A 24,170-nucleotide genomic window follows, 5' to 3' on the forward strand; every position below is an offset into this window, starting at 1 on the left:
CACGCATCATGGGGTCCTGACCGTCGCGCCTGACAGGCCGAAATGAACCGATTTGAGGCAAGCGTGGTAAGAAGCATGGGTAAGAAGTATTGGTTGGCATTGGCGAATCTCATCTGGCTGGGCTGCTGGCCAGCCAGCATGGTTCATGCCAGCACGGAACAGGCGGTAGTGGCCAGTCCCAGCATCCAGCATGACTGGTATCAGAACGAGGTGGCCGAGCAGGCTCGTCATGAGCTTGAACAGCAGTTGCAGGAAGCGGTGCTGGCCCAGCTGCATCCGGATTTCTACCGCCTCTGGCAGCAGTTGCAAAAGACCCCGGCGGATCGGCGCGGTGCCCTCTACGATGAGGCCTTTGGCAAGCTGGCCCGGTTCCAGCAGGCCTGGCGAGGGATGGATCTGGTCGCGCGCGAACAGATGCAGACCCTCAAGCTGGATCTGAACCGCCCCCTGGCCCATGCTCCCCAGGGAGACAATCTGCTGGAGCAGGTCAGGCAACTCAGGCCACAGGTGGCGGAATACGACGCCGTGCGCGAAGAAGTGCGCAAGCTGCTGGCCATGCCCATGGCCAAGCACTGGCCCACCCTCTCCATGCCGACCCTGCGGGCGGGGGAGAGCTCGACCGAGCTCGGCCAGATCCGCTCCATCCTGAACGAACTGGGGGACAGTGCCCCGACTCACCAGGACAGCCTCTACGATCCCGAGACCGAACAGGCCATCAAGCAGTTCCAGCGCCGCCACGGCCTGACCGCCGACGGCATCATCGGCCGTCAGACCCGCAGCTGGCTCAATACCGGCCCCGAGGTGCGCGCCAGCCTGCTGGTTCGCAACCTGTGGCGCCGTGATCTGGTGGATCACCTTGCCGGTCGCTATGTGCTGGTCAACATTCCGGACTACCGCCTGAGCGTGGTGGAGTCGGGCAGCGAGGTCTTCACCAGTCGGGTCATCGTCGGCAAGGAGCAGCGGGCAACCCCCATCCTCGCCAGCGAGATCCGCTCCATCGTGCTGAACCCGGCCTGGCACGTGCCGCGCTCCATCCTGAGCAAGGACATTCTGCCCAAGCTCGGGCGCGATCCTGCCTACCTGGATCGCGAACAGTTCGAGGTGATCGACGGCGAGGGCAATCCGGTGCAGTTCAGCGAAGATGGCTGGCACCATGCGCTGGCCTCGGGTTTCCCATACCGGTTGCGGCAAAAGCCGGGGGATCACAATGCCCTGGGTCGCTACAAGTTCTATCTGCCCAACAACGATGCCATCTATCTCCACTCCACCCCGCGCAAGGCGCTGTTCGAGCAGGGGGCCCGTGCCTTCAGCTCGGGTTGCATCCGGGTGGAACACGCCGACGATCTGGCAGAGTTGCTGCTGGCGGACTCCCGCTATCAGCCGGACAAGGTGGCCAGCATCCTGAAAGAGACCCAGACCAAGTGGCTGCCCCTGAGCAACCCTATCCCGGTGTTTACCGTCTACTGGAGCAGCTGGATTGATGAAGAGGGACGTCAGCAACTGCGCAACGATATCTACGGATTCGACAGAGTCAGCTATCAAAGCCGCTTGCTGTGATCCTCGCCACAGAGTGAAAAGCCCGGCCCGTGCCGGGCTTTTTCATGGGTGAATGGGGTTTGACAGCGCTTTTTCTGGCAGGTAGTTTCGGCCCTTGTATCAAATTCATTCACCTGTGTGACTTCACCATGAGATGGACGGACAACGGATGCTGGGACAAGAGATAAGCCGACGCCGTCTGCTGCTGGGGGCGGGTTGCTTGATGGGGACCAGCCTGCTGTCGTTCCCTGCGCTGGCGAGCCGCAGCACTTCGGGACGGGAACTGAGTTTCTTCAACCTCAATACCGGCGAGCGGGTACGCGCCAGTTATTGGGAAGATGGCCACTATCTGAGCGACGGGCTGGCGGAGCTCAACCATATTTTCCGTGACTACCGTCGCAACGAAGTGTTCAACATCGACAGAAAGCTGTTCGATCAGCTCTTTCTGCTGCAACACAAGCTGGGACGCCACGGCGAAATCCAGCTCATCTCGGGTTATCGCTCCCCGGCCACCAATCAGCAGAAGCGGCGCAAGAGTCGCGGCGTCGCCAAGCACAGCTACCACACCCTGGGGCAGGCGGTTGACGTGCGCATCCCCGGGGTGCAGCTGGCGCACCTGCGCAAGGCCGCCCTGAACCTCAAGGTGGGCGGTGTGGGTTATTACCCTTCCGACAACTTCGTGCACCTGGACACAGGCCCCGTTCGCAGCTGGTGAGTCGGGATTTCCTCAAGGGTTGAGTGCCGATTGTGTCTTTTTGCCGCTGGCATTGAGGGGGACCAAGCTGCTAGGCTCTGGACTCCAGCCAGAGGAGAGAAAGATGAAGCAGATTGTGATCGGGGGGCTCATCGCCCTGTTGTTGACTGGTTGCGGCAAGCTCAACCGCGAGAGCTACGACAAGCTGAAAGTCGGGATGAGCTATGCCGAAGCGAGTGCCATCCTCGGCAAGGCTGAGCGTTGCGACGATGCTCTCGGCACCACGAGCTGTGTCTGGGGAGGGGAAGGCAAGAACATCAAGGTGCGTTTCATCGCCGACAAGGCGACCTTCTTCAGCTCGGAAGGGATCAACTGACCCTTTCCTCTCTTGCCGATGCCCAACAAAAAAGCGCCGTATGGCGCTTTTTTGTTGCTCGTTATCCGTGCGATATGGCCAGGAACTGGCGCGATCAATGGGTGGCGTACTGATAGTTGAAGGTGGGCAGTCCCCACTTGAAGCGTACCGCCAGGAGCCGCAGCACGAAGCCGATGCCGATGGCACCGAAAGCGGCCCAGTCGTTGGGCAGCCCATGGTGCAGTGCAAAGCAGTAGAGCGCGGCGGTGATCAGCGAGACGGCGGCATAGAGCTCGCGCTTGAACACCAGCGGGATGCGCTGGCACAGCAAGTCCCGCAGCACCCCCCCGAACACGCCGGTCACCACGGCCATGATGCAGGCGATGCCGGCCCCGTGGCCCATCTCGAGCGCCCGGGCAGCCCCGAAGATGGAGAAGACCACGAGCCCCAGGGCATCGAGCGCCAGGAACAGCTTGCCAAGGTAGCGCATCAGCGGGGCCGAGATGACCCCGGCCATGGCGGCGCCCGCCACCAGCAGCACGTATTCGGGGTGCTCGACCCAGAGCAGGGGATAGTGGCCCAGCAGCACATCCCGAATGGTACCGCCACCGATGGCCGTCGCCGAGGCGATGATCACGACGCCAAACAGATCCATCCGTCGCCGACCCGCTGCCAGCGCGCCAGTCATCCCTTCGGCCACCAGGCCGAGCAAGAAGAGTGCATGTAACATGAGATATCCCAGGGTGCGAGAAAGGCCCGCATCCTAACAACCCTGCGCTGGGGCGACAAGCTATCTTAGTTATGCATTAGATTAAGTAATGAAAAGGGGGCTTTCGCCCCCTCTTTTGATCATGATGACGCGGTTCAGCGTCCAAGTTGCTCGCTGCGGTATTGGTCTACCCACATGGCGGTGGCGCCACAGATGGCCACCGGCATCACGAAGAGATTCACCACCGGGATGGCGGAGAAGAGGGTCACCAGGGCGCCGAAGCTCAGGCACTTTCCACGACGTTGCTTGAGGGCGTCGCGCATGGTGATGAAGCCGATCTTGTGGTTGTCGAACGGATAATCGACATACTGGATCGCCATCATCCAGGCGCTGAGCAGGAACCAGAGCACGGGTGCCAGGGTCTGGCCCACTACCGGGATCAGGAAGAGGATCAGGCAGCCGATGGCCTTGGGCAGATAGTATTTCAGCTTGGTCCATTCGCGGCCGAAGGTACGGGGTACATCTTTCACCACATCCAGCATGCCGGTGTCATTCATGGCTTCACCGGTGAGGATCTGTTCCACCTTCTCTGCCAGCAGGCCGTTGAAAGGGGCCGCTATCCAGTTGGCCACCGAGCTGAAGATGAAGGAGAAGACCACCAGTATGGTGATGAGGGCGATGGGCCAGAGCAGGTAATCAAGCCAGGAGAGCCAGCTCGGGATCTGCTGGTGCAGCCAGGCGAACAGGCCGTCCAGTTGTAGCAACAGGGCGTAGAAGGCACCGGCAAAGAGCACGAAGTTGACCAGCAGGGGGATCAGCACGAAGGTGCGGATGCCAGGCTGGCGGATGAGCGAGAAGCCGCGCAGGAAGTAGTCTGCACCGCTGACCGAATCTTTGACCATGTGGGGTGATTGGCTCATGTGAGCTCCATCAGTGAATGGGGAAAGTGCCAGCATATTACAAACAAGCCTTTGATTTGGTAAAGTCGCCTGCCCGCCTCCTCTTTATTTCGTTACCCACATAGGCCGCCATGCGTCTGAAATTGATCAAACTCGCCGGTTTCAAGTCGTTTGTCGAGCCGACCCGCATCGAACTCAACGCCGACATGACCGCCGTGGTGGGCCCCAACGGCTGCGGCAAATCCAACGTCATCGACGCCGTGCGCTGGGTGCTGGGGGAGAGCTCCGCCCGCCATCTGCGCGGCGAGAACATGACCGACGTCATCTTCAACGGCTCCATCAACCGCAGCGCCCATGGCCGCGCCTCGGTGGAGCTGGTGTTCGACAATCCCCACAACCGGGTACCCGGCGAGTTCGGCCGCTTTACCGAGATCTCGGTGCGCCGCGAAGTGCTGCGCGACGGCTCCAATCACTACCAGATCAACGGCCAGAAGTGCCGCCGCAAGGATGTGACCGACCTCTTCCTCGGCACCGGCCTTGGGCCACGCAGTTACGCCATCATCGAACAGGGCACCGTCAGCCGGCTGGTGGAGTCTCGCCCCGCCGATCTCAAGCTGTTCATGGAAGAGGCCGCCGGGGTCTCCCGCTACAAGGAGCGGCGCCGGGAGACCGAGCAGCGCATCCGCCATACCCAGGAGAACCTGGAACGCCTTGGCGACATCCGCGGCGAACTGGGCTCACGCCTCGAGCACCTCAAGGCCCAGGCCGAGACCGCCGAGCGCTACAAGCAGCTCAAGAGTCGCAGTCGCGCGGCCCGCAGCGAACTGATCGGCTCGGAACTGTGGGCGCTGGAGACGCGTCTTGGCGAAGCCAAGACCGAACTGGCCCAGACTGAACAGGCGCTGGCGGCCCTCGATGCCAAGCGCACCGCAGACGAAGGACGCCACGTCACTCTGTCGGTGGCCCGCCAGGAGGCGCAGGCCGAGCAGGCGAGCCGCCAGCAGCAGATTTTCCTCGGCGGGCAAGCCATCGCCCGCCTCGAGCAGCAGCAATTGCACCAGAGCGAGCTTGGCCGCGACTGGCAGGCGAGGCGACAAGCCCTCGGCGAGCGTATCGAGGGGCTCAAGGCCCAGCTGGCCGGCCAGCTGGAGCAACTGGGCGACAGCACGTTGCAGGGGGAGGTGGCGTCGGCGCGCCTCGAGCAGTGTGAGCAGTTGCTCACCGACCAGCAGAGCGTGCGTGCGGTAGCGGGCGATCGGCTCGAGCAGGCGCGCCAGCGTCAGCAGCAGTGGCAGCAGCAGCTGGGCCAGTTGCAGGGGCGGCTCAACCAGACCCGCGCCGAGGTGAATGGCCTGCAGGAGCTGCAGGCCAAGACCCGGCTTGCCCGCCTCAAGCTGGAAGACGAACAGGCCGGGCCCCTTGGCGGGGAGGGGGAGAACCTGCAACCGGCGCTCGATGCCCTGGCGGCGGAACTCTCGCTCTCCCGCGCCCGCCATGAGGAAGCCGATGCAGCGTGGCAGGCCGGTGTGTCGCGCCATGAAGAGCTCAAGGCAGAGCAGGGTCGCCAGCAGGGCCTGCTGCGCGAGCTGGAGGCGCGCCTCGCCACCCTGGATCAGATCCTGGGGGAGCAGATGGCGGGCGCGACCCTGGCGGATCGGTTGCAGGTTCCCCCCGAGTGGGCCCGGGGGCTGGACAAGGTGCTCGGCCGCTGGCTCACCGCAATCCCGGCGGACGAGTGCAACCTGGCGCAACCCGGACTCTGGATTGGCCCGGCCCAGCCAGCCAGGGCCGGTACCCTGGCGGCGCAACTGGGGGGCGAGCACATTCCGGCTTTCCTCAATGCCATCTGGCTGGCAGAGAGCAGGGAGGAGGCGCTGTCCCGCCTGCACAGCCTCTCTGCCGGTGAGTCGCTGCTCACTCCCGCCGGCGACTGGTTCGGCCCCAACTGGGCGGATCTGGGGGAGGGCATGGCCCTCGGTACGCTGGCGCTGCTCGGTGAGCGTGAGCGGCTGCACACCGAGCTGGCCGCGGGTCGGGAGGCGCTGCACAGACTTGACGAGCAGCTTGCCGCCGCCGATGCAGCGCGGGCCCAGCTGCACAGTGCCCATGAGCTGGCTCAGCACACCCTGCGCGAGCAGGAGCTGCGGTGGCAGCAACTGCGCGAAGCCTGGAGTCTGCGCGAGGGGCAGCGCCAGGAGCGCTTGCAGCGCCTGGGCCAGCTGGGGGAAGAGCTGGCCCGGCTCGACAAGGAGCAGGCTGAGGAGGCGCAGCGGCTGGCGTCGGCCGGGGAGCGGCTTGAGCAGGATGAAGCGGCCCTTGGCGAGCTGCAGGAGCAGGGGGAGGTACTCGCCGAGGCGCTGCTGCTCGCCCAGGAGCAGGTGAGCGGGGCGGAGCGGGCGCTGGAAGAGGTGCGCCTTCGCCGGGAGCAGCAGCAGGCGGCCTGCCAGCGGTTGCAACTGGAGCAGCAGAACCAGCGCCAGCTCATCACGCTGCGCGAGCAGGAGCTGGTCCGTCTCGGCCTGGAGCTGGCGGAACTCAAGGAGCCAGGGGCCGCTCCGAGTCAGGATCTGTCGCCCCTGCTGGTCGAACAGCGCAATCTTGAGGCGCAGCAACTGGCCTGTCACCAGCGGCTCGCGGAGCTGGATCGTCAGCTGACCGAGCTGGAGCAGGCCAGAAGCGCCGATCACAAGCAGCTGGTGAAAATTCAAGAGAAGCTGGCGACTCTGCGGCTCGAGCGCGAGCGCAACCTGACGCGCAGGCAGGGACTGCACGAGCAGTTCGAAGAGCTGGGCGTGCGCCTGGTGGACCTCGATCAGGCGGTGCTGATTGCCGCTGATCGCGGCAAGCTGCGCCAGGAGATTCAGACGCTGGAGGCGCAGGTGGAGGCGCTTGGCGCCATCAACCTGGCGGCACTGGAGGAGTATGAGGAGGCGAAAACCCGCGCAAGCTACCTGGAAAATCAGTGCCAGGATCTGGAGCAGGCCCTCGACACCTTGAGCCAAGCCATTAAAAGAATTGATAAAGAAACACAAATACGCTTCCGTGACACTTTCGATAAGGTCAATGAAGATTTAAAATCCCTGTTCCCAAAAGTGTTCGGGGGGGGCAGTGCCTGGCTTGAGCTGACCTCGGATGATCTTTTGGAGGCCGGAGTGAGCATCATGGCAAGACCTCCGGGCAAGAAGAATGCTACCATTGCCCTGCTTTCCGGGGGGGAGAAGGCGCTAACCGCCCTTGCGCTGGTTTTTGCCATCTTCAGACTCAATCCAGCACCATTTTGTCTGCTGGATGAGGTGGATGCACCGCTCGATGAAGTGAACGTCGGTCGCTTCTGTTCTCTTGTCAAAGAGATGTCGAGCACAGTACAGTTCGTTTACATCAGTCATAATAAGGTCTCCATGGAGATGGCCGAGCAGCTGGTTGGCGTCACGATGCAAGAGCCCGGGGTTTCGCGCATAGTGTCGGTCGATATCGGTGAAGCCGTCGCTTTGGCTGAGCAAAACTAGAAAGAGAAGCAGCTAATGCAGGAATTGCGTTACATCTTGGTTGCCCTGGGCGGTATTGCCATCGCGGCATTGCTCATTCACGGGTTGTGGAGCAACAGAAAGAATCGTCAGGCACCGATCAAGGAGAAACCCCTGGGTCGGATGGAGTCCAAGTCCCGTGAGCGTGACAACGACGCCTTCGACAGCGATGGCATCGGTCAGGTGCGTGTGGTGAGCGGTGGCCGTCGTGCCGAGCCCAAACTGCGCAGCGACGAGGCCCGTCAGCCCGAACCCCGCCGTGTCGCCCCCGTTCCCGCCTTCGATGATGAAGATGACGACGCCGATCTGCCGCCTCCCGTGGTGCGCAAGCCTGCCGCTCGCCCTGTCCCCCCTCAGCCTGTGTATGAGGAAGAAGAGGACTATGACGAGCCGGTTGCCGCCCCTGTTGAAGAGGCCCCTGCCGCGCCGGTGCGCAAACCTGCACAGGTGATCCGCCGTACGCCGGTCCACCGTTCCCGTCCGCAGCGCGAGCCCATGATGCAGCCGCTGGACGAAGAGCCGCTGGTGGAGCCGGCCTATGCCCAGGCGCCGACCTTCGGTGCACGCGAGCCGGCACCGGTTGCCCAGCAGGCTCCCCGCTACGCCCAGCCGGCTTATGAAGAGCCCGCTTACGATGACGAGCCAGCCTATGAAGAGCCGGTTCACGCAGCCGAGCCAGAACCCGCCCCGGCCCCGGTCGAGAAGATCTGGCAGGATGTCTATGTCATCAACCTGATGGCCCGTCCCGGCCACGATCTGCAAGGTGCGACTCTGCTCTCTTCCCTGCTGGCGCTGGGCTTCAAGTTTGGCGAGATGGACATCTTCCACCGTCACGAAGATCTGGGCGGCAAGGGGGAAGTGCTCTTCTCCATGATCAACATGGTCAAGCCGGGTACCTTCAACCCCTATCGCATGGAGCAGTTCAGCACCCCGGGTGTGTCCCTCTTCATGCAACTGCCCCTTCGCAGCAATGCCGCCTTCGCCTTCGAGCACATGTTGCAGGCCGCGGATCAGCTGGCGAGCGATCTCGATGCCATGCTGACCGACGCCTCGCGCAGTCCCCTCAGCGACGACGACATCGCCCGCTACCGTCACGAGCTGGCGGCCTACGAGGCCAGCCGCGACTGATGCGCCATGGGGCTTGAACAATGAAAAGTGCGGTACCCCGGTGCCGCATTTTTGTTTCTGCCCCAGACTGAATGTTCCATCACACTTCGAGACTTTTTCATGAGCGATATCCTCTCCCGCCACCGTCAACTGTGTGAGCTGCTGACCGAGTACGGCCATCAGTACTATGTGCTGGACAACCCCACGGTGCCGGACGCCGAATACGATCGCCTGATGCGCGAGCTGATTGCGCTGGAGGCCGAGCATCCCGAGCTGAAAACCCCGGCCTCGCCGAGCGTGCGGGTGGGAGGCCAGCCGCTGACCGCCTTCAAGCAGGTACGCCACGAGATCCCCATGCTGAGTCTGGACAACGTCTTCAGCAGCGAGGAGTTGCAGGCGTTCGAGCAACGCATGAGTGATCGCCTCAAGCGGGAGGTGACTTTTACCTTCTGTTGCGAACCCAAGCTCGACGGTCTGGCGGTGAGCCTGCTCTACGTGGCTGGCCAGCTGGTACAGGCCGCCACTCGCGGGGACGGCACCACGGGGGAGGAGATCACGGAGAACGTGCGCACCATCAAGGCCATTCCCCTGACCCTGCGCGGCCAGGGGTGGCCGGCGCGGCTGGAGGTGCGTGGGGAGGTCTTCATGCCCAAGGCGGGGTTCGAGGCGATGAACCGCGATGCGCTGGCGGCGGGGGAGAAGGTGTTCGTCAACCCGCGCAACGCCGCTGCCGGCAGCCTGCGCCAGCTCGATTCACGCATCACCGCCAGCCGCCCCCTCAGCTTCTATGCCTACGGCGTGGGAGTCGGTGGCGACGAGCTGGGAGAGTCCCACTTCGGTCGCCTCAATCAGCTCAAGGCCTGGGGTCTGCCGCTCAGCCCGGAAGTGAAGCTCAAAGAGGGTGCCGCCGGCTGCCAGGCGTTTCACGATGATATCCTGGCGCGTCGCGGGGATCTCCCCTACGAGATCGACGGCGTGGTCTACAAGGTGGATGACATCGCCCTGCAAGGGGAGCTCGGTTTCGTGGCCCGCGCGCCGCGCTGGGCCACTGCCCACAAGTTCCCGGCCGAAGAGGAGATGACGGCGCTTGAGAACGTCGAGTTCCAGGTGGGCCGCACCGGTGCCATCACCCCGGTAGCCAAGCTCAAGCCGGTGTTTGTCGGCGGCGTCACCGTTTCCAACGCTACCCTGCACAATGCGGACGAGATCGCGCGCCTTGGCGTCATGATCGGCGACACCGTGATCGTGCGCCGGGCCGGGGACGTGATCCCCCAGGTCGTGGCTGTGGTGGAGGCGCAGCGCCCGGCGGATGCCCGCGAGATCCTCTTCCCGACCGAGTGCCCGGTGTGCGGCTCGGCGGTGGAGCGGCTGGAAGGGGAGGCCGTGGCCCGCTGTTCCGGCGGTCTCTTCTGCGAGGCCCAGCGGGCGGCCGCCATCAAGCACTTCGCGGCGCGTCGCGCCATGGATGTGGATGGCCTTGGCGACAAGATAGTGGAGCAACTGGTGGACAAGGGGCTGGTGAAGACCCCGGCGGACCTGTTCAGCCTCAACGCCATCCAGCTGGCCGGTCTCGATCGGATGGGGCAAAAATCGGCCCTCAACCTGGTGGCCGCCATCGATGCCGCCCGCAGCACCACCCTGCCCCGCTTCCTGTTTGCCCTGGGGATCCGCGAAGTAGGGGAGGCGACCGCCTTGAACCTCGCCAACCACTTCCTCACTCTGGATGCCCTGCGCGCCGCCTCGGTGGAGCAGTTGCTGGAAGTGCCTGACGTGGGGGACATAGTGGCCAAGCACGTCTACTACTTCCTGCGCCAGCCCCACAACATCGAGGTGCTCGACGCCCTGCTGGCCGCCGGGATCCACTGGCCGGCCATCGAGAAGAAGGAGGCAAGCGATCAACCTTTTGCCGGCAAGACCTTCGTGCTGACTGGTACCCTCACCGCTTTGTCCCGCAACGACGCCAAGGCGGCGCTGCAGGCCCTGGGGGCCAAGGTGGCGGGCTCGGTGTCGGCCAAGACCGACGTGCTGGTAGCGGGGGAGGCGGCAGGCTCCAAGCTCGCCAAGGCCCAGGAGTTGGGGATCACCATCTGGACCGAGGCCGAGTTGCAGGCGGCCATTCAGCCCTGAGAATGCACGTTTGAGCAGACAAACCCGGCCCACTGGCCGGGTTTGTCGTTGGTGGGCTCACTCGACGTAGCTCACCTTGTCCTGCCAGGCATCGGGAGCCGTCAGGTGCCAGCGTGCCAGTTCGCTCTTGCTGAACAGATATTCCCCGCGGGATGCGGCGCGGGGGGAGAGGGCGCCGGGCGCCGTGCCCGAGAGGATGGCATTGGCCAGTTCGGCGGCTCTCTCTCCCTGGCTGTGGCCGTCGAGCACCAGACCGCCGATGGCGGCTCCCCTGCCCACCGCAAAGGCCCAGAAGCAGAACAGTGGCACCGGGCTGTTGGCGCTGGTCCATGCCAGCACCTGTTGCTCGCTTACATGCTGGCCCTGAGCGTCGGTGAGAGTGTGGTAGAGGCCGAGGAAGAGCGCCTGATAGCCGTTTTTCCGACTGGCGAGCACTGCCTCCTGCCAGCGTCCGTAGTCGGTGAACTGGCGGCTGCTGACCCGGGTCTGGCCGATCGTCAGCTCGCCTCGCCCCTTGAACTCGTGGGCGACGGCGGTGCGGGACACCTCGCTTTCGTCAAACAGCACCAGGGCGCGCTCCAGTCCTCCCATCAACTGACTCATCTCGCTGATGCTGCGCTTGAGCAGGGGGCGTTCCAGTACGCCGGTGATCAGGGGGTGGCCGACCAGCCCCTTGGGGCGCGGATTCTCGTTCATCCCGAGAAACACCACGGGCGTTCCCCGGGCGGCGATGGGTCGGGCGAGGGCGTTGATGGCGTTGTCATCCCCCAGGATCACCAGCGCCGGCTGGTGGGTCCGGTAGGCGGCCATTCCCTTGGCGAGCAGTTCGTCACGGGTCTGGCCGGGCTGGCGCTTGGTGTCCAGATAGAGATAGCCGAGGTGATGCGCCTGCTTGAGGTGTTTCTCTAGGCCGGCACTGTAGCTCTGATCCCACTGGTTGCTCTGGTGATAGCTGCTGATCACCAGGATCTCGGCGGCCAGCAGCGGGAGGGAGAGGAGGGAGAGCAGGAGCAAGACCTTGGTCACGTGTGTTTTCCGCAAGGGACAGACTGTTCCCCAGTATGTGCTCTCCCGCTCTCCGGCGCCTCGGTCAATTGTTGTCGGAAGGCGTGCCCCTCTCTTTTTATCCCTTGTCGGGCGGGAGCCCGCATCCCGTCTGGGGTGAGCAAAAGGAGCGCCTTTTGGCACTGGTCGTGAACTGCCCCACTCCTTCCAAAACCTGTTCTGGATCAAGAAACAGGGTACCGCTTTGGTGCCTAATAGACCCCACATATAGGGGTAAGCATAAAAAAAACACCCATATATAGTGTCATAAAGCTGTGCATAAGTGGTCGCCCTCTCAGTGTCAGCCCAGGTGTTTCAAGCCTTGGCTGACCTTGTTTGCGCCGGGGACGGGCGTGGAGAAGGGGACTCAACGAGGGTGAGCCGAGGGTGGCCACCAGGTCTTTCAATACGGGGAAAATCGATGAAACCGGTAGTGATCAAACGCGATGGATGTCGTGCACCATTCAATGGCCAACTGATCCGCGATGCGGTCAGCCGAGCGGCGGCAGCGGTCAATCAGGCCAGTCCGGCGTTGGCAGAGCGCATTGCCGCCGCTGTCAGCCAGGAGCTGGAGGGGCGAGGGGAGGTAGACATCCACGAGATCCAGAACCGGGTCGAGAACCACCTGATGGCCTCCGACGACAAGGCCATCGCCCGTGCCTACATCGAATACCGTCACGACCGGGATCAGGCTCGCGAGGCCCGGGGTCGCCTGGCCCAGGAGATCCGCGGCCTGGTGGAGCAGACCAACGCGGCCCTGCTCAACGAGAACGCCAACAAGGACTCCAAGGTGATCCCGACCCAGCGTGACCTGCTGGCGGGCATCGTCGCCAAGCATTACGCCATCAGTCACATGCTGCCCCGTGACGTGGTGCAGGCCCACGAGAGCGGCGACCTGCACTTCCACGATCTCGACTACTCCCCCTTCTTCCCCATGTTCAACTGCATGCTGATCGATCTGCAGGGGATGCTGACCCACGGCTTCAAGATGGGCAACGCGGAGATAGACACCCCAAAATCCATCAGCACCGCCACTGCGGTGACCGCCCAGATCATCGCCCAGGTGGCGAGCCATATCTATGGCGGCACCACCATTAACCGCATCGACGAAGTGCTGGCACCCTATGTGACCATCAGCTGGCACAAGCACCGGGAGGTGGCCGAGGAGTGGGGGATCAGGGACGTGGATGCCTATGCCATGGCCCGCACCGAGAAGGAGTGCCACGACGCCTTCCAGTCACTCGAATACGAGGTCAATACCCTGCACACCGCCAACGGTCAGACGCCGTTCGTCACCTTCGGCTTTGGCCTGGGGGACAGTTGGGAATCGCGCCTCATCCAGCGCGCCATCCTTGGCAACCGCATCGCCGGCCTTGGCAAGAACAGGAAGACCGCCGTCTTCCCGAAACTGGTGTTCGCCATCAAGGATGGCCTGAACCACAAGCAGGGGGATCCCAACTACGACATCAAGCAGCTGGCGCTGGAGTGCGCCTCCAAGCGGATGTACCCGGACATCCTCAACCACGACCAGGTGGTCAAGGTCACAGGCTCCTTCAAGACCCCCATGGGGTGCCGCTCCTTCCTCGGTGCCTACGAAGAGAATGGCGAGCTGGTTCACGAAGGGCGCAACAACTTGGGGGTCGTGAGCCTCAACCTGCCGCGCATTGCCCTGAAATCCCGCGATGAAGCGGACTTCTGGGACAAGCTGGACGCCGCCCTGCGGGTGGCCAAGACAGCGCTCATGTACCGCATCAAGCGCCTGGACGGGGTCAAGGCCCGGGTCGCCCCCATCCTCTACATGGAGGGGGCCTGCGGGGTGCGCCTCAAGGCCGATGACAACATCAGCGAGATCTTCAAACATGGCCGCGCCTCCATTTCGCTGGGTTACATCGGGGTACACGAGACCATCAACGCCCTCTATGGCACAGATGTCCACCTGTTCGACAGCGAGACCCTGCGCCAGAAGGCCATCGCCATCATCGCGCGGCTCAAGGCGGCCACCGACGAGTGGAAGGAGGAGACCGGCTACGGCTTCAGCCTCTACTCCACCCCGAGCGAGAACCTCTGCACCCGTTTCTGCCGCATCGACGCCAAGGAGTTTGGCGTGGTGGCCGGGGTGACCGACAAGGGCTACTACACCAACAGCTTCCACCTGGACGTGGAGAAGCAGGTGAACCCCTACGACAAGCTGGACTTCGAGGCGCCCTATCCGCCCATCGCCAGCGGCGGCTTCATCTGCTACGGCGAGTACCCCAACATCCAGCACAACCTGGAGGCGTTGGAGAACGTCTGGGACTACAGCTATGACAAGGTGCCCTACTACGGCACCAACACCCCCATCGACGAGTGCTACGACTGCGGCTTCACCGGCGAGTTCGAGTGCACCTCCAAGGGCTTCACCTGCCCACGCTGCGGCAACCATGACCCCGCCAAGGTGTCGGTGACCCGCCGCGTCTGCGGCTATCTCGGCAGCCCGGATGCGCGCCCCTTCAACGCGGGCAAGCAGGAAGAGGTCAAACGCCGCGTCAAGCATATGTAAGCGAGCAGACCCCACCCCAGCCCTCCCCTTGGCAGGGGGGGCAAAGAAGCTCCTCCCCCTTTCGAAGGGGGAGGTTGGGAGGGGGTTGGCCGTTAACCCAGAGAACTCGAATGCACTACCACCAGTACTACCCGGTCGATGTGATCAACGGCCCCGGCACCCGCGCCACCCTGTTCGTGTCGGGTTGCGAGCACCAGTGCCCCGGTTGCTACAACCAGAGCACCTGGCGGCTCGATGGGGGCAAGCCGTTCGATGAGGCGATGAGCGATCGCATCATTCACGATCTCAACGACAGCCGCATCAAGCGGCGCGGACTGTCGCTCTCCGGCGGCGATCCGCTCCACCCCGCCAACGTGCCGCATGTGCTGGCGCTGGTGAAGCGGGTGCGGGCCGAGTGCCCCGGCAAGGACATCTGGTGCTGGACCGGCTATCTGCTGGCCGATCTCAGCCCGGCACAGCGGGAGCTGGTGGCCTTGCTGGACGTGCTGGTGGATGGCAGGTTCGAGAAGGCCCTGGCGGATCCCGGTCTGCTCTGGCGTGGCAGCAGCAACCAGATGGTTCACGACCTCAACGCCTGGCGGAAAGAAGGAGAGCGGATCCCCTGTCTGGTTTGCAGTTGAGGCCTTGGGTGTTTATGGTTAGGCCAACCCCAAGCGCTGTTTACACGAGGAATCCCGATGAACAATCTGCTCAAGATCCTGCTGGCCATCTTTCTCCCCCCGGTCTGCGCCTTTATCCAGGTAGGCTTCAGCCTCCATTTCCTCATCAACATAGTGCTGACCCTGCTGGGCGGTCTGCCCGGCATGGTTCATGCCCTCTGGCTGGTGGTAAGCGACAAGCGCGCCTGAGCCGTGAGAGATCACAAGGCCAGCCCTCCGGGGTTGGCTTTTTTTTGCCTGCCAGATGGGGGCTTCCCGGATGAGCCCCTTTGCCTGACACTGGCGCGTCGCTCATGGAGTCGAGCGATACAACGAAGAGGGAATGTCAGTGCGTGTGAAAGGGTTGTTTCTGTGGGCCGCCCTGGCCCTGCTCGGGGGCTGTGCCAGCCCCACCGCCAAGCTGAATCAGCCTCCGGTGGATGTCACCTGGGAAACGCTGCCCGAATACTGGGTGCTGGTGGGGGATGCCATCAGTTTTAACCCGGTCGGGGGGCTGCCGGCGAAGAGGCCGGTCAAGGGGTATGTGACCCTTCGCTACCTCATCGATTCCAATGGCACGCTGTTCAGCCCAGAGGTACTGGAGTCCCAGCCTCCCGGCGTGCTGGATCTCATCGCCATCTCCGGGCTGGCGCAGCTGCGCTACCGGCCATCGGAGCAGAATCAGCAAGCCATTCCGGCTCGGGTTGTGGCCCGATTTGAAGTGGAAGTGAAATGACAAACACCCCAGCCAGGCCGGGGTGTTTCGTGTGGGCTGTGTGCCATGACGGCGCGGATCACTGCTCCTTGCAGTCGTTGTTGCGGCTCTGCCACTCCCCGGCGTCATCACGCATCTCGACGAACCCCTCCTTGCCCTTGTTCCACCAGACCACCTCGTGATCGTCGGTATAGCGGGCGCCGGAGGCGGAAACCGCCTGGGGCAGGGTGTAATCCTTGCCATCGGGGAGGGAGAGCTTGACGAAGTTCAGGCTCTCGTCCGAGAGGGAGAAGTAGCGAACCTGCACTTTCTGGTTCTGTTCACACAGATAGGTGACGGGATCGCCGCCGGTCACTCCCAGCTTGCCGCTGCCCAGATCGCAGCCGCCGAGCAGGGTGATGGCGCCCGCCCCCAGTAGAAAGAGCTTGGCGTGTTTCATGTTTGATCCTCACAACGGTGTCATATGGCCTTGAGCCTAACAGGATGAGGCACAACTGCAACCTCGTGGCGGGAGCCCTGCGTCGGGATGCGTCCGTCTCCCTCTGGTCCGTGGGGCAGGCAAAAAAACGCCCCGGCAGGCAAGCGGGGCGAAAGGGAGCCATCCAATGGCTGCAGAAAAGGGTCAGTGGCCGAACCGTGTCGCCTCGAAGCGATTGAGCAGCCGGTGGATGAGATAGCAGGCGAGCAGGGTGACCACGATGGCAAAGAGGATGCTGCTCACCCGATAGAGGGCGCTGAACACCAGGTCGTTGCCCGGGGTCAGGTACTGGCCGAACAGGATGCCGAGGGTGGTGAGGGCACCGAAGCCGACTCCGGAGCCGCTCGCCTCCTTCACATGGGCATAGCTGAACAGCATGGCGCCGAGCCAGAGCACCGGGGTCACCAGCAGCAGCAAGCCGGACCAGTCATAGAGCACCAGCTGCCCCAGGATGCCGAAACTCACCCCCAGCAGGGTGCCCATGGCCCGCTTGCGGGCATAGTCCAGGGCGCCGTTCCAGTGCATGGGGAAGAGCAGCAGCAGGGTGGTGGCCTGGGCGGACATGGAGTCGCGCAGATCGAAGATCTGGAACACCAGGAACGAGAGGGTCGCGATGGACGCCCCCAGCAGGGCTTCGTGCCGCATCCGGTGCGGCGCCTTGGGGGAGGGGGCCGGCCTGGGGCGCTCCTCCACGTCCGGAATGAGGGCCGTCATCAGATAGGCGATGAGCACCGACAGGACGCTGGCCCAGAGGTTGCTGAAGATGAGGTCGTTCAGATCAATCCCGGGGTAGCTGGCAAAGTGCAGCATGATGCTGAGGCTGAGCACCCCGTTGGCACCGAACAGGAACAGGCTGCCCCGGGACATGGCGGCGAAACGGTAGAGGAAGAGCAAAAAGACCAGGGGGGTCATGAGCCCCGGGTGGCCGCCGAACAGGCCGCCGAGCAGCCCCACTTCCAGACCGCACATGGCGGCGGATGCGATGAGCTGGCGGGCGGCGTGACCGTTCATCACCGGCACCAGGCCGAGCAGCAGCACCGGGGTGACGGTGAAGAAGACCCCGTTGCTCCAGCCGAAGATCTTGCACAGCATAAACCCCAGGGTACAGCCAAAGGCGATGCGCAGACACTGGCGCAGTTCGTTGGGGGTGAGGGGTCTGTGCCACAGGTTCATGGTCGTCATCTCAATAGATGTAGTGCAGCAGGCTGAGCAGACGGATCTGGCCGCGGGCCAGCAGCCCGGTCAGGGTGTTGTCCGGCAGCAGCTGCACCGTGGCGCGGGCCCCGGCCGGCAGGTGGGCGGGCAGTTGCTCCAGGGTCAGGTGCAGGCGCAGGCGCTGGGCATCGCGCACCCAGCGATCGGACTCGACGGGGTTCGCAAGCTGGCCGTTGGCGTCAAACTGGCCGGCGCTGACCCCGGCATCCAGGCTGGCGACGCGGGCAGGATAGAGGCGACCGGGCTCGCCGTCGAAGGCGACGAGGGCCTGACTGCCGGCGCTGACGTGGCGCAGGCTCTTCTCGCGAAAATCGGCGATCACGTCCACCTGCTCGGAGACCAGGGCCAGCAGGGGGGAGCCCGCATTGGCCACGCTGCCAGGCTTGAGCTGCAGGTTGGTGATGATGCCGTCCTGGCTCGCATGAACCTGGCTGTAGGCGAGGTTGAGCTCGGCCTGGGCGAGGCGGTTGCGGGCCTGGCGCAGCAGCAGGTTGTCTTCCCCTGGCAAGCCGCGGTTGACGCGGGCCTGCTCTACCCGGGCCTGGCTGCCTAGCAGGTTGGCACGGGCGGTGCGGGCGGCGCTGTCGGCGTCATCTTTCTGCTGTTCAGAGACCATGTGACGGCGGTAGAGGGCGTCGATGCGCGCCGCTTCCCGCTGTTTTTGGTCGGCCTGGGTGCGCAGCGAGCTGTACTCCGCCTCATAGGCGGTCAGGGTCGCGTCCAGCTGGCGGTTCTGCTGCCTGGCCTGATCCAGGGCGAGCCTGGCCTGATCCACGGCGAGCTGGAAGGGTTCCGGGTCGAGGGCGAACAGCAGATCCCCCTGCTTGACGTGCTGGTTGTTGGCGACGGCGACTTCGACCACCTTACCGCTGACCTGGGGGGCCATCCGGGTGACGACCCGGGTGGCCATGGCCTGGGGGGTCAGGGGCATTTTGATGTCGGCCAGCAGAAAGTAGCCAAACACCAGGACGAAGCAGACGATGGCCCACTTTATCCAGCGCTTGAATTGTTGATCCGGTGTCATCTTATTCTCTCTCTTCATGCTGTGCGGCTATCTTGCCAAGGGCGTTGGCGGAGATGCGGTGCACAATGTCTTCAAACTGGGCCAGCTCCTGCTGGCTGATGCCGGTGAGGAGCTCCCGGCGCACGGCGATGATGCGGCCCTCGATCTGATCGAGCAGCGCCTTGCCCGCCGGGGTCAGGGTGACGATGCGGGCCCGCTTGTCCTGGCTGCAACAATGGCGCTCGATCAGCCCCTGCTCCTCGAGCTGACCCAGGGTCCGCATCAGGGAGGGGAGCTCTATCTCCAGGGCCTCGGCCAGGGTCTTCTGGCTGAGGTGGCCGCCGAGGCGGCTGAGTTTCCACAGGGCGGTCCAGCGGGGATGGGTGAGCCCCAGAGGTGCCAGCTCGAGATCGGCCACGGTGCGCCAGAGCCGGTGCAATCGCCCCAGCTGCTCGGCGAGGGAGAGTTCTCGCAACATCTCCAGATCCTTTTTCATGACGGGCACCTCAATTACTTAGCTTGCGAAGCATTATATTTATTTCGCAGGCTAAGTAAATGGTGTGATACAGCTCACGTTCAGGTTTTTTGCCCGGGCCGTGGTGTTTAAGTTTTTATATGGCTTTGCGGGCCAGCTAACCGACAACGGCCGGAGGAGGCGTTAGAGTGGCCACCTTTGAGGTGCGCCAGGCTGGCCATTGACCCGGCCGGGGGACACCCTCACCCTGGGCTTCCCCGTCCGCTGCAAGGTTGAACGATGAAACTGCGCCACCAGCTAGTCACCCTCTCGCTTGGCTTGTCACTGCTGCTGATCCTGATCCTGGGCTGTCTGCTCGCCCTCTTCATGCGCCACCTGCTGGAGAACAACCTGAAGGAGAAGGGGAGCGATCTGGCCCGGGTGCTGGCGGCGGACAGCCGGGTGGTCCGGGCCCTGGAGAAGGGGAGCGATCCCGGGCTGCGGGATTATGTGCAGGGGATCTGCAGCCGCACCGATGCCGCCTACATGGTGGTGACCGACGAACATGCCAGGCGCCTGAGCCACCCCTCCCCCGAGCTGGTGGGCCAGACCTTCCGGGGGGAGGACATCTGGCCTGCACTCCAGTCGCGCGAGAGCTACTGCTCCCGGGACGTGGGCACCCTGGGCCCCGCCATCCGCTGCTTCGCTCCCGTGGTGGGGCCCGATGGCCAGGCCATCGGTGCGGTGGCGGTGGGTTATCTGATGCGCACCGTGGAGGGCACCTATCAGGAGCGGATCGCCCTGCTGGTCGGCGCCATCGCAGCGGTGCTGGGGTGCGGCCTGCTGCTGGCGCTCTGGGTGCAGCACCTGCTGCGCCGCACCCTGCTGGATCTGGAGCCGGAGACCATCGCCAATCGCTTCGCCCAGCAGGATCTGGTGCTGGAGGGGATCTCGGAGGGGATAGTGGCCCTGGACAACCAGCACAGGATCACCATGCTCAACAGCGCCGCCTTCTATCAGTTGCGACTGCCCGGCACCGGGCGCCACGCCCTGCTGGGCCGCTCCCTGGCGGAGCTGGCCCCCGGCCTCGTGCCCACGTTGCAGCAAGGGGGGGCGGTCAGGTTCACCGTGCAGGGGGATGACTTCGTCGGCCACTGGCAGGAGCTCAGCGGTCGCGAGCCGGGGCGCATGCTCATCTTCAGCCGGCCAGACGGCACCGGCAGCCTGGGCATGCAGGTGACCCACCTGCGCCAGTACGGCGAGATGCTGCGCATCCAGACCCATGAATTCGCCAACAAGCTCAGCAGCCTCTCCGGCCTGCTCCAGCTTGGCCACGTGGATCAGGCGGTAGACCTCATCCAGCAGGAGAACGAAGCCTGCCAGAACATGTTGCAGGATCTGCTGCGGGTCATCGAGAACAAGCCGGTGGCCGGGCTCATCCTCGGCAAGTTCAGCCGGGCGCGGGAGCTGGGGGTGGAGCTGGTGCTGGATGCGGGGTCGGCCCTCGGGGAGTATCCGGCCGAGGTGTCGGCGGATCTCATCACCTGCATCGGCAACCTGCTGGACAACGGCATTCGCGCCGCCTGGGGGAACCGCGAGCACGCCGCGCCCAGGGTGCTGCTCTCCCTCGATGATCTGGGGCGGCGGCTGGTGATCGAGGTGGAGGACAGTGGCGAGGGGGTGGACGAGGCGCTGGCGGATCACCTGTTCGACTACGGTGTCAGCCGCCAGACCGGGGATCACGGGGTCGGCCTCTTCCTGGTCAAGAAGACGGTGGCCAGGCGGGGGGGCGTGATAGAATGGCGCCGCACCGCCGAGCAGACGACCCTGTTCGGTATCTATTTGAATAAAAACCAATTGGTGTAAGTCATGAAGCCAATCTTCACGCTGATTATCGAGGATGACGAGCGGATAGGCGCCATGTTGGGGGAGCTGGTCTCCTCCACGGCCGGGTTCTCCCTGATGGGGCGGGCCGGCACCCTGGCCGAGGCGGATCGCCTGATGGCGGGGAGCGAGCCCCGCTTGCTGATGGTCGACATCTCCCTGCCCGATGGCTCGGGCCTGGAGTGGGTGAGCCGGCTGCGCAGCTACAACCGGGAGGTGATGGTGATGATGGTGACCGCCTCCTGCGACGTGGAGACCATACAGCAGGCCCTCAACCTGGGCGTGCAGGACTACGTCATCAAGCCGCTGCGGCTGTTTCGCATCCAGCAGAGCCTGGAGGAGATCCTGGTCCTCCATCGCCGCCTGTGCGAGCCGGGGGAGCTGGCCCAGAGCGACCTGGACCGCCTGATGGGCAAGGCGCGCAACCAGGGGCGGGAGGCGCGGGAGACCCCCAAGGGGATCGACGCCATCACCCTGCGACAGGTGCTGGATCTACTGGCGGGGGAGCCGGACAACACCTTCTCCACCGACACCGTGGCCCTGCGCCTCTCCCTGAGTCGCACCACGGCCCGCCGCTACCTGGAGTTTCTGGAGTCAGAAGATCGGCTGGACGTGGAGCTCAACTACGGCCAGCGTGGCCGCCCGGAGCGGCGCTACCACTGGCGCCGGGAGTCGTGACCCCGCCGCGGGCACAACGCTGAAGAGGCCGCGCACACCATGCTGCGCAGGCCGCGCAGATAAAAGGGAGCCTTTGAGCTCCCTTTTGTTTTGCCCCGATGCGACCCGGCCCTTCTATCTGGGATCGCCCGAGAAGGGGTGCAGGGCGGTGCGGGCGCGCTCGAACAGGGCGATGAGGTGATCCGCCACGGCTCTCACCCGCCGGGAGTGGGCGAGATCGCTGTGGAGCACCAGCCAGATGGGCTGATCCACCCCGAGCTCCGGCAGCAGGCAGACCAGATCCGTCTGGCGGGCCAGGTAGTGGGGCAGCACCGCGAGCCCCAGACCGGCCTGGGCGGCGGCGAGCTGGGCCGCCAGGGTGCTGGTCTCCACCCGGCAGGGGCGGCCGCGCAGCATGCGGGTCATCCATCTGGCGGCGGGCAGGTGGCTCTGGGTTTCGTTCCAGCCGATGAAGTCATCCTGATCGAAGCTGGCGGCATCCAGCCCGGGGCTGCGGGCATCCAGGTAGGCGCCGGTCCCGTAGAGGCCAAAGCCCAGGGTGCCCAGGCGCCGCAGGGTGAGGTGGCCGGCATCGGGCTTGACCATGCGCACCGCGAGATCGGCATCGCGCCGGTGCAGGTTCACCGTCTGCACCCCGGTGACCAGCTCCACCCTCAGCTCGGGGTGCTGGGCAAAGAGCGTCGGCAGGGAGGGGATGATGAGGGGATTGGCCAGGTTCTCGGCGGTGGCGAGGCGCACTGTGCCGGCCACCTGTCCCTGCAACTGCCCCGCCTCGCCAAAGGCCAGCCCCGCATGTTCCAGCGCCTCGGCTCGCTCAAGCAGGGCCTCCCCGTCGTCGGTCAGGCGATAGCCTTGCTGGTGGCGGCTGAACAGGGGGAGGCCGAGGGCCGCCTCCAGCCTGTCCAGGCGCCGGGAGACGGTGGCCACCCCCATGCGAAGGGCGTGGGCGGCACCGCTCAGGGTGCCGCTGCGGGCGATGGCCAGGAAGACGCGGGCGTCGTCCCAGAGCAGGGGATCGTGCATAGTGTTTCCATAATCGGAAGATAGGTTGCCAGTTACCTCTATATCTCATTCATTTTCGGAAGACCATACTCCCCTGCAACTTGTCAGGGAGAAAATGCGATGCAACGACGAACACTGGGAGCCAACCTGCAGGTCTCTGCCCTGGGGCTGGGCTGCATGGGGATGAGCGAATTCTACGGGCCGCGGGACGATGAGATGTCCTTGCGGGTGCTGGCGGAGGCGGTGGAGCGGGGCATCGACCTGCTCGACACCGCCGACATGTACGGCCCCCACCACAACGAGGCGCTGATCGGGCGTTTTCTCGCGACCCGGCGGGGGCAGGTGAAGGTCGCCACCAAGTTTGGCATCGTGCGCCAGCACGGGGAGTACAGGCGTACCCTCGACAACAGCGCCCGCTATGCGCGTCAGAGCTGCGAGGGCTCCCTGCGCCGCCTCGGCATCGAGCAGATCGATCTCTACTATGTGCACCGCCTCGATCCGGCCCATCCCGTCGAGGAGACCATGGCCGGGCTGGCGCAGCTGGTACAGGAGGGCAAGATAGCCCGCATCGGTCTGTGCGAGGTGAGCGAGGCCACCCTGAGGCGCGCCCATGCCGTGCACCCGGTGGCGGCGGTGCAGACCGAATACTCCCTCTGGACGCGGGAGGTGGAGGCGGCGGTGCTGCCCGCCTGCCGGGAGCTGGGGATTGGTCTGGTGGCCTACTCCCCCCTGGGGCGCGGGTTTCTGACCGGGCGTTACCAGCAGGAGGCGGTGTTCGAGGAGGGGGATTTTCGGGCCAGTCTGCCGCGGTTTCAGGGGGAGAACCTCGCCACCAACCGCACCCTGGTGCAGGCGGTCATGGCCCTGGCGCAGCAGAAGGGATGCTCGGCGGCGCAGATAGCCCTGGCCTGGCTGCTGGCGCAATGGGAGGGGATAGTGCCCATCCCCGGCACCCGGCGCCTGACCCACCTGGCGGGTAACCTCGGTGCGCTCTCGGTGCGCCTCTCCCCTGCAGAGCTCGGGGCCCTGGGACAGGCCATCCGGACCCTGCCGGTGGCGGGGGAGCGCTATACCGCCGAGGGGATGAAGGGGGTGAACGCATGAGCGGCTCGCACACGGATCGCCGTGAACGGGCGTTCGCGCTGCTGGCCCGGCTCGATCCCCTGGCGCCCACGCGGGTCGCCGCCAGCCTGGATGCCTTGTCACCCGAGCTTGCCGAGCTGGTGCTGGGGTTTGCCTTTGCCGATGTGCTCGCCCGACCCGGCATCGATCTCTGCACCCGCGAGATGCTCACGGTGGCGACCCTGATGGGGATGGGTACGGCGCCCGGACAGCTCGAGTTCCATATCCGGGCCGCCCTCAATGTGGGGGTCAGCCGGGAGACCATCATCGAGATCCTGCTCCAGGTCGCCGTCTATGCCGGAGTGCCCGCCTGCATGAATGGCATCAGTGCGGCCCGCAGCGCCTTCGCCGCCCATGACAAGGGGCGGGGGGGCAGGGATTAAGGAGGAGACGCCACCCTGGCGAAAAGGTCAGGTGTGCCCTGACGAGGGCAGCAAGAAGGGAGCC

22 protein-coding genes are annotated in these 24,170 nt (G+C 64.5%); 14 read left to right on the forward strand and 8 right to left on the reverse strand.

From position 1 onward, the window contains the following. Positions 1-75 precede the first annotated feature (75 nt). The 3 genes from AB7E19_RS01580 (at position 76) to AB7E19_RS01590 (ending at position 2,606) form a co-directional block, all read left to right on the forward strand. Positions 76-1,557, forward strand: a complete 1,482-nt coding sequence (locus AB7E19_RS01580; protein ID WP_045523555.1) for a L,D-transpeptidase family protein — start codon at positions 76-78, stop codon at positions 1,555-1,557. A 148-nt stretch (positions 1,558-1,705) separates the two neighbouring features. Next, entirely contained in the window at positions 1,706-2,251 is a 546-nt protein-coding gene (locus tag AB7E19_RS01585; RefSeq protein WP_039039271.1) for a DUF882 domain-containing protein, read from the forward strand. Positions 2,252-2,354: 103 nt separating this feature from the next. Beyond that, positions 2,355-2,606, forward strand: a complete 252-nt coding sequence (locus AB7E19_RS01590) for a hypothetical protein (RefSeq protein ID WP_010673445.1) — start codon at positions 2,355-2,357, stop codon at positions 2,604-2,606. A gap of 94 nt (positions 2,607-2,700) precedes the next feature. On the opposite strand, the gene AB7E19_RS01595 is transcribed toward AB7E19_RS01590, so the two are convergent. Continuing rightward, positions 2,701-3,315: a trimeric intracellular cation channel family protein gene (locus AB7E19_RS01595; protein ID WP_010673446.1), complete on the reverse strand. Its 615-nt coding sequence runs from the start codon at positions 3,313-3,315 to the stop codon at positions 2,701-2,703. A gap of 134 nt (positions 3,316-3,449) precedes the next feature. After that, the gene (cysZ, locus tag AB7E19_RS01600) at positions 3,450-4,214 is read right to left on the reverse strand and encodes a sulfate transporter CysZ (protein ID WP_010673447.1); all 765 of its coding nucleotides are present in this window, start codon (positions 4,212-4,214) and stop codon (positions 3,450-3,452) included. A gap of 110 nt (positions 4,215-4,324) precedes the next feature. On the opposite strand from cysZ, the gene AB7E19_RS01605 reads away from it, so the two are divergent. From AB7E19_RS01605 to ligA, 3 genes are all read left to right on the forward strand, one after another. Next, complete coding sequence (locus AB7E19_RS01605; protein ID WP_427934548.1) at positions 4,325-7,699, forward strand: AAA family ATPase; 3,375 nt, start codon at positions 4,325-4,327, stop codon at positions 7,697-7,699. Positions 7,700-7,714: 15 nt separating this feature from the next. Continuing rightward, entirely contained in the window at positions 7,715-8,845 is a 1,131-nt protein-coding gene (gene zipA, locus AB7E19_RS01610) for a cell division protein ZipA (protein ID WP_039039273.1), read from the forward strand. Between the two features lie 99 nt (positions 8,846-8,944). Then, the gene (gene ligA / locus AB7E19_RS01615) at positions 8,945-10,951 is read left to right on the forward strand and encodes an NAD-dependent DNA ligase LigA (RefSeq protein ID WP_322131353.1); all 2,007 of its coding nucleotides are present in this window, start codon (positions 8,945-8,947) and stop codon (positions 10,949-10,951) included. 57 nt (positions 10,952-11,008) lie between these two features. Here the strand turns inward: ligA and AB7E19_RS01620 are convergent, their stop codons facing one another. Beyond that, positions 11,009-11,977, reverse strand: a complete 969-nt coding sequence (locus tag AB7E19_RS01620) for an ABC transporter substrate-binding protein (RefSeq protein WP_322131354.1) — start codon at positions 11,975-11,977, stop codon at positions 11,009-11,011. Positions 11,978-12,416: 439 nt separating this feature from the next. Between AB7E19_RS01620 and nrdD the strand changes: the two genes are divergently transcribed. The 4 genes from nrdD to AB7E19_RS01640 all read left to right on the forward strand — a co-directional run bounded on the left by nrdD (position 12,417) and on the right by AB7E19_RS01640 (position 15,908). After that, on the forward strand, positions 12,417-14,534 hold the full coding sequence (gene nrdD, locus AB7E19_RS01625) for an anaerobic ribonucleoside-triphosphate reductase (protein WP_042864245.1): 2,118 nt from the start codon (positions 12,417-12,419) through the stop codon (positions 14,532-14,534). Between the two features lie 110 nt (positions 14,535-14,644). Further along, entirely contained in the window at positions 14,645-15,154 is a 510-nt protein-coding gene (nrdG, locus tag AB7E19_RS01630) for an anaerobic ribonucleoside-triphosphate reductase-activating protein (RefSeq protein WP_322131355.1), read from the forward strand. Positions 15,155-15,211: 57 nt separating this feature from the next. Continuing rightward, positions 15,212-15,382 carry a YqaE/Pmp3 family membrane protein gene (locus AB7E19_RS01635; RefSeq protein ID WP_010673454.1) on the forward strand — a complete coding sequence of 57 codons (171 nt, stop codon included), beginning with the start codon at positions 15,212-15,214 and terminating at the stop codon, positions 15,380-15,382. A 133-nt stretch (positions 15,383-15,515) separates the two neighbouring features. Continuing rightward, complete coding sequence (locus tag AB7E19_RS01640) at positions 15,516-15,908, forward strand: energy transducer TonB (protein ID WP_010673455.1); 393 nt, start codon at positions 15,516-15,518, stop codon at positions 15,906-15,908. Positions 15,909-15,966: 58 nt separating this feature from the next. Here AB7E19_RS01640 and AB7E19_RS01645 read toward each other — a convergent pair whose 3' ends face one another. The 4 genes from AB7E19_RS01645 to slyA form a co-directional block, all read right to left on the reverse strand. Continuing rightward, positions 15,967-16,326, reverse strand: coding sequence for an MliC family protein (locus AB7E19_RS01645; RefSeq protein WP_427934549.1), 360 nt, complete (start codon positions 16,324-16,326; stop codon positions 15,967-15,969). Positions 16,327-16,509: 183 nt separating this feature from the next. Beyond that, positions 16,510-17,538: a DUF2955 domain-containing protein gene (locus AB7E19_RS01650; protein ID WP_322131356.1), complete on the reverse strand. Its 1,029-nt coding sequence runs from the start codon at positions 17,536-17,538 to the stop codon at positions 16,510-16,512. Between the two features lie 10 nt (positions 17,539-17,548). After that, positions 17,549-18,604 (reverse strand): HlyD family secretion protein, encoded by a 1,056-nt coding sequence (locus AB7E19_RS01655; protein WP_322131357.1) that lies wholly within the window; start codon positions 18,602-18,604, stop codon positions 17,549-17,551. A 1-nt stretch (position 18,605) separates the two neighbouring features. Next, positions 18,606-19,079, reverse strand: a complete 474-nt coding sequence (slyA, locus tag AB7E19_RS01660) for a transcriptional regulator SlyA (RefSeq protein WP_010673459.1) — start codon at positions 19,077-19,079, stop codon at positions 18,606-18,608. Positions 19,080-19,337: 258 nt separating this feature from the next. On the opposite strand from slyA, the gene AB7E19_RS01665 reads away from it, so the two are divergent. Together AB7E19_RS01665 and AB7E19_RS01670 are read left to right on the forward strand one after the other, a co-directional pair. After that, complete coding sequence (locus tag AB7E19_RS01665) at positions 19,338-20,903, forward strand: ATP-binding protein (RefSeq protein WP_010673460.1); 1,566 nt, start codon at positions 19,338-19,340, stop codon at positions 20,901-20,903. Positions 20,904-20,906: 3 nt separating this feature from the next. Further along, positions 20,907-21,599 carry a response regulator gene (locus AB7E19_RS01670; RefSeq protein ID WP_010673461.1) on the forward strand — a complete coding sequence of 231 codons (693 nt, stop codon included), beginning with the start codon at positions 20,907-20,909 and terminating at the stop codon, positions 21,597-21,599. Positions 21,600-21,713: 114 nt separating this feature from the next. On the opposite strand, the gene AB7E19_RS01675 is transcribed toward AB7E19_RS01670, so the two are convergent. Then, complete coding sequence (locus AB7E19_RS01675) at positions 21,714-22,622, reverse strand: LysR family transcriptional regulator (RefSeq protein ID WP_069785606.1); 909 nt, start codon at positions 22,620-22,622, stop codon at positions 21,714-21,716. A 99-nt stretch (positions 22,623-22,721) separates the two neighbouring features. Between AB7E19_RS01675 and AB7E19_RS01680 the strand changes: the two genes are divergently transcribed. After that, on the forward strand, positions 22,722-23,705 hold the full coding sequence (locus AB7E19_RS01680) for an aldo/keto reductase (protein ID WP_010673463.1): 984 nt from the start codon (positions 22,722-22,724) through the stop codon (positions 23,703-23,705). Then, on the forward strand, positions 23,702-24,106 hold the full coding sequence (locus AB7E19_RS01685; protein ID WP_010673464.1) for a carboxymuconolactone decarboxylase family protein: 405 nt from the start codon (positions 23,702-23,704) through the stop codon (positions 24,104-24,106). Before AB7E19_RS01680 ends, AB7E19_RS01685 begins: the two co-directional genes overlap by 4 nt. The last annotated feature ends 64 nt before the right edge of the window (positions 24,107-24,170 follow it).

Source organism: Aeromonas sp., assembly GCF_050252055.1.
GTDB classification, from domain to species: Bacteria; Pseudomonadota; Gammaproteobacteria; order Enterobacterales; family Aeromonadaceae; genus Aeromonas; species Aeromonas caviae.

What these genes read in the sequence shown, in the direction of transcription:
- AB7E19_RS01580 (WP_045523555.1), top strand. Translation starts at nt 76, where the DNA reads ATGGGTAAGAAGTATTGGTTGGCATTGGCGAATCTCATCTGGCTGGGC.
- AB7E19_RS01585 (WP_039039271.1), top strand. Translation starts at nt 1,706, where the DNA reads ATGCTGGGACAAGAGATAAGCCGACGCCGTCTGCTGCTGGGGGCGGGT.
- AB7E19_RS01590 (WP_010673445.1), top strand. Translation starts at nt 2,355, where the DNA reads ATGAAGCAGATTGTGATCGGGGGGCTCATCGCCCTGTTGTTGACTGGT.
- AB7E19_RS01595 (WP_010673446.1), bottom strand. Translation starts at nt 3,315, where the DNA reads ATGTTACATGCACTCTTCTTGCTCGGCCTGGTGGCCGAAGGGATGACT.
- cysZ (WP_010673447.1), bottom strand. Translation starts at nt 4,214, where the DNA reads ATGAGCCAATCACCCCACATGGTCAAAGATTCGGTCAGCGGTGCAGAC.
- AB7E19_RS01605 (WP_427934548.1), top strand. Translation starts at nt 4,325, where the DNA reads ATGCGTCTGAAATTGATCAAACTCGCCGGTTTCAAGTCGTTTGTCGAG.
- zipA (WP_039039273.1), top strand. Translation starts at nt 7,715, where the DNA reads ATGCAGGAATTGCGTTACATCTTGGTTGCCCTGGGCGGTATTGCCATC.
- ligA (WP_322131353.1), top strand. Translation starts at nt 8,945, where the DNA reads ATGAGCGATATCCTCTCCCGCCACCGTCAACTGTGTGAGCTGCTGACC.
- nrdD (WP_042864245.1), top strand. Translation starts at nt 12,417, where the DNA reads ATGAAACCGGTAGTGATCAAACGCGATGGATGTCGTGCACCATTCAAT.
- nrdG (WP_322131355.1), top strand. Translation starts at nt 14,645, where the DNA reads ATGCACTACCACCAGTACTACCCGGTCGATGTGATCAACGGCCCCGGC.
- AB7E19_RS01635 (WP_010673454.1), top strand. Translation starts at nt 15,212, where the DNA reads ATGAACAATCTGCTCAAGATCCTGCTGGCCATCTTTCTCCCCCCGGTC.
- AB7E19_RS01640 (WP_010673455.1), top strand. Translation starts at nt 15,516, where the DNA reads ATGTCAGTGCGTGTGAAAGGGTTGTTTCTGTGGGCCGCCCTGGCCCTG.
- AB7E19_RS01645 (WP_427934549.1), bottom strand. Translation starts at nt 16,326, where the DNA reads ATGAAACACGCCAAGCTCTTTCTACTGGGGGCGGGCGCCATCACCCTG.
- AB7E19_RS01650 (WP_322131356.1), bottom strand. Translation starts at nt 17,538, where the DNA reads ATGAACCTGTGGCACAGACCCCTCACCCCCAACGAACTGCGCCAGTGT.
- AB7E19_RS01655 (WP_322131357.1), bottom strand. Translation starts at nt 18,604, where the DNA reads ATGACACCGGATCAACAATTCAAGCGCTGGATAAAGTGGGCCATCGTC.
- slyA (WP_010673459.1), bottom strand. Translation starts at nt 19,079, where the DNA reads ATGAAAAAGGATCTGGAGATGTTGCGAGAACTCTCCCTCGCCGAGCAG.
- AB7E19_RS01665 (WP_010673460.1), top strand. Translation starts at nt 19,338, where the DNA reads ATGAAACTGCGCCACCAGCTAGTCACCCTCTCGCTTGGCTTGTCACTG.
- AB7E19_RS01670 (WP_010673461.1), top strand. Translation starts at nt 20,907, where the DNA reads ATGAAGCCAATCTTCACGCTGATTATCGAGGATGACGAGCGGATAGGC.
- AB7E19_RS01675 (WP_069785606.1), bottom strand. Translation starts at nt 22,622, where the DNA reads ATGCACGATCCCCTGCTCTGGGACGACGCCCGCGTCTTCCTGGCCATC.
- AB7E19_RS01680 (WP_010673463.1), top strand. Translation starts at nt 22,722, where the DNA reads ATGCAACGACGAACACTGGGAGCCAACCTGCAGGTCTCTGCCCTGGGG.
- AB7E19_RS01685 (WP_010673464.1), top strand. Translation starts at nt 23,702, where the DNA reads ATGAGCGGCTCGCACACGGATCGCCGTGAACGGGCGTTCGCGCTGCTG.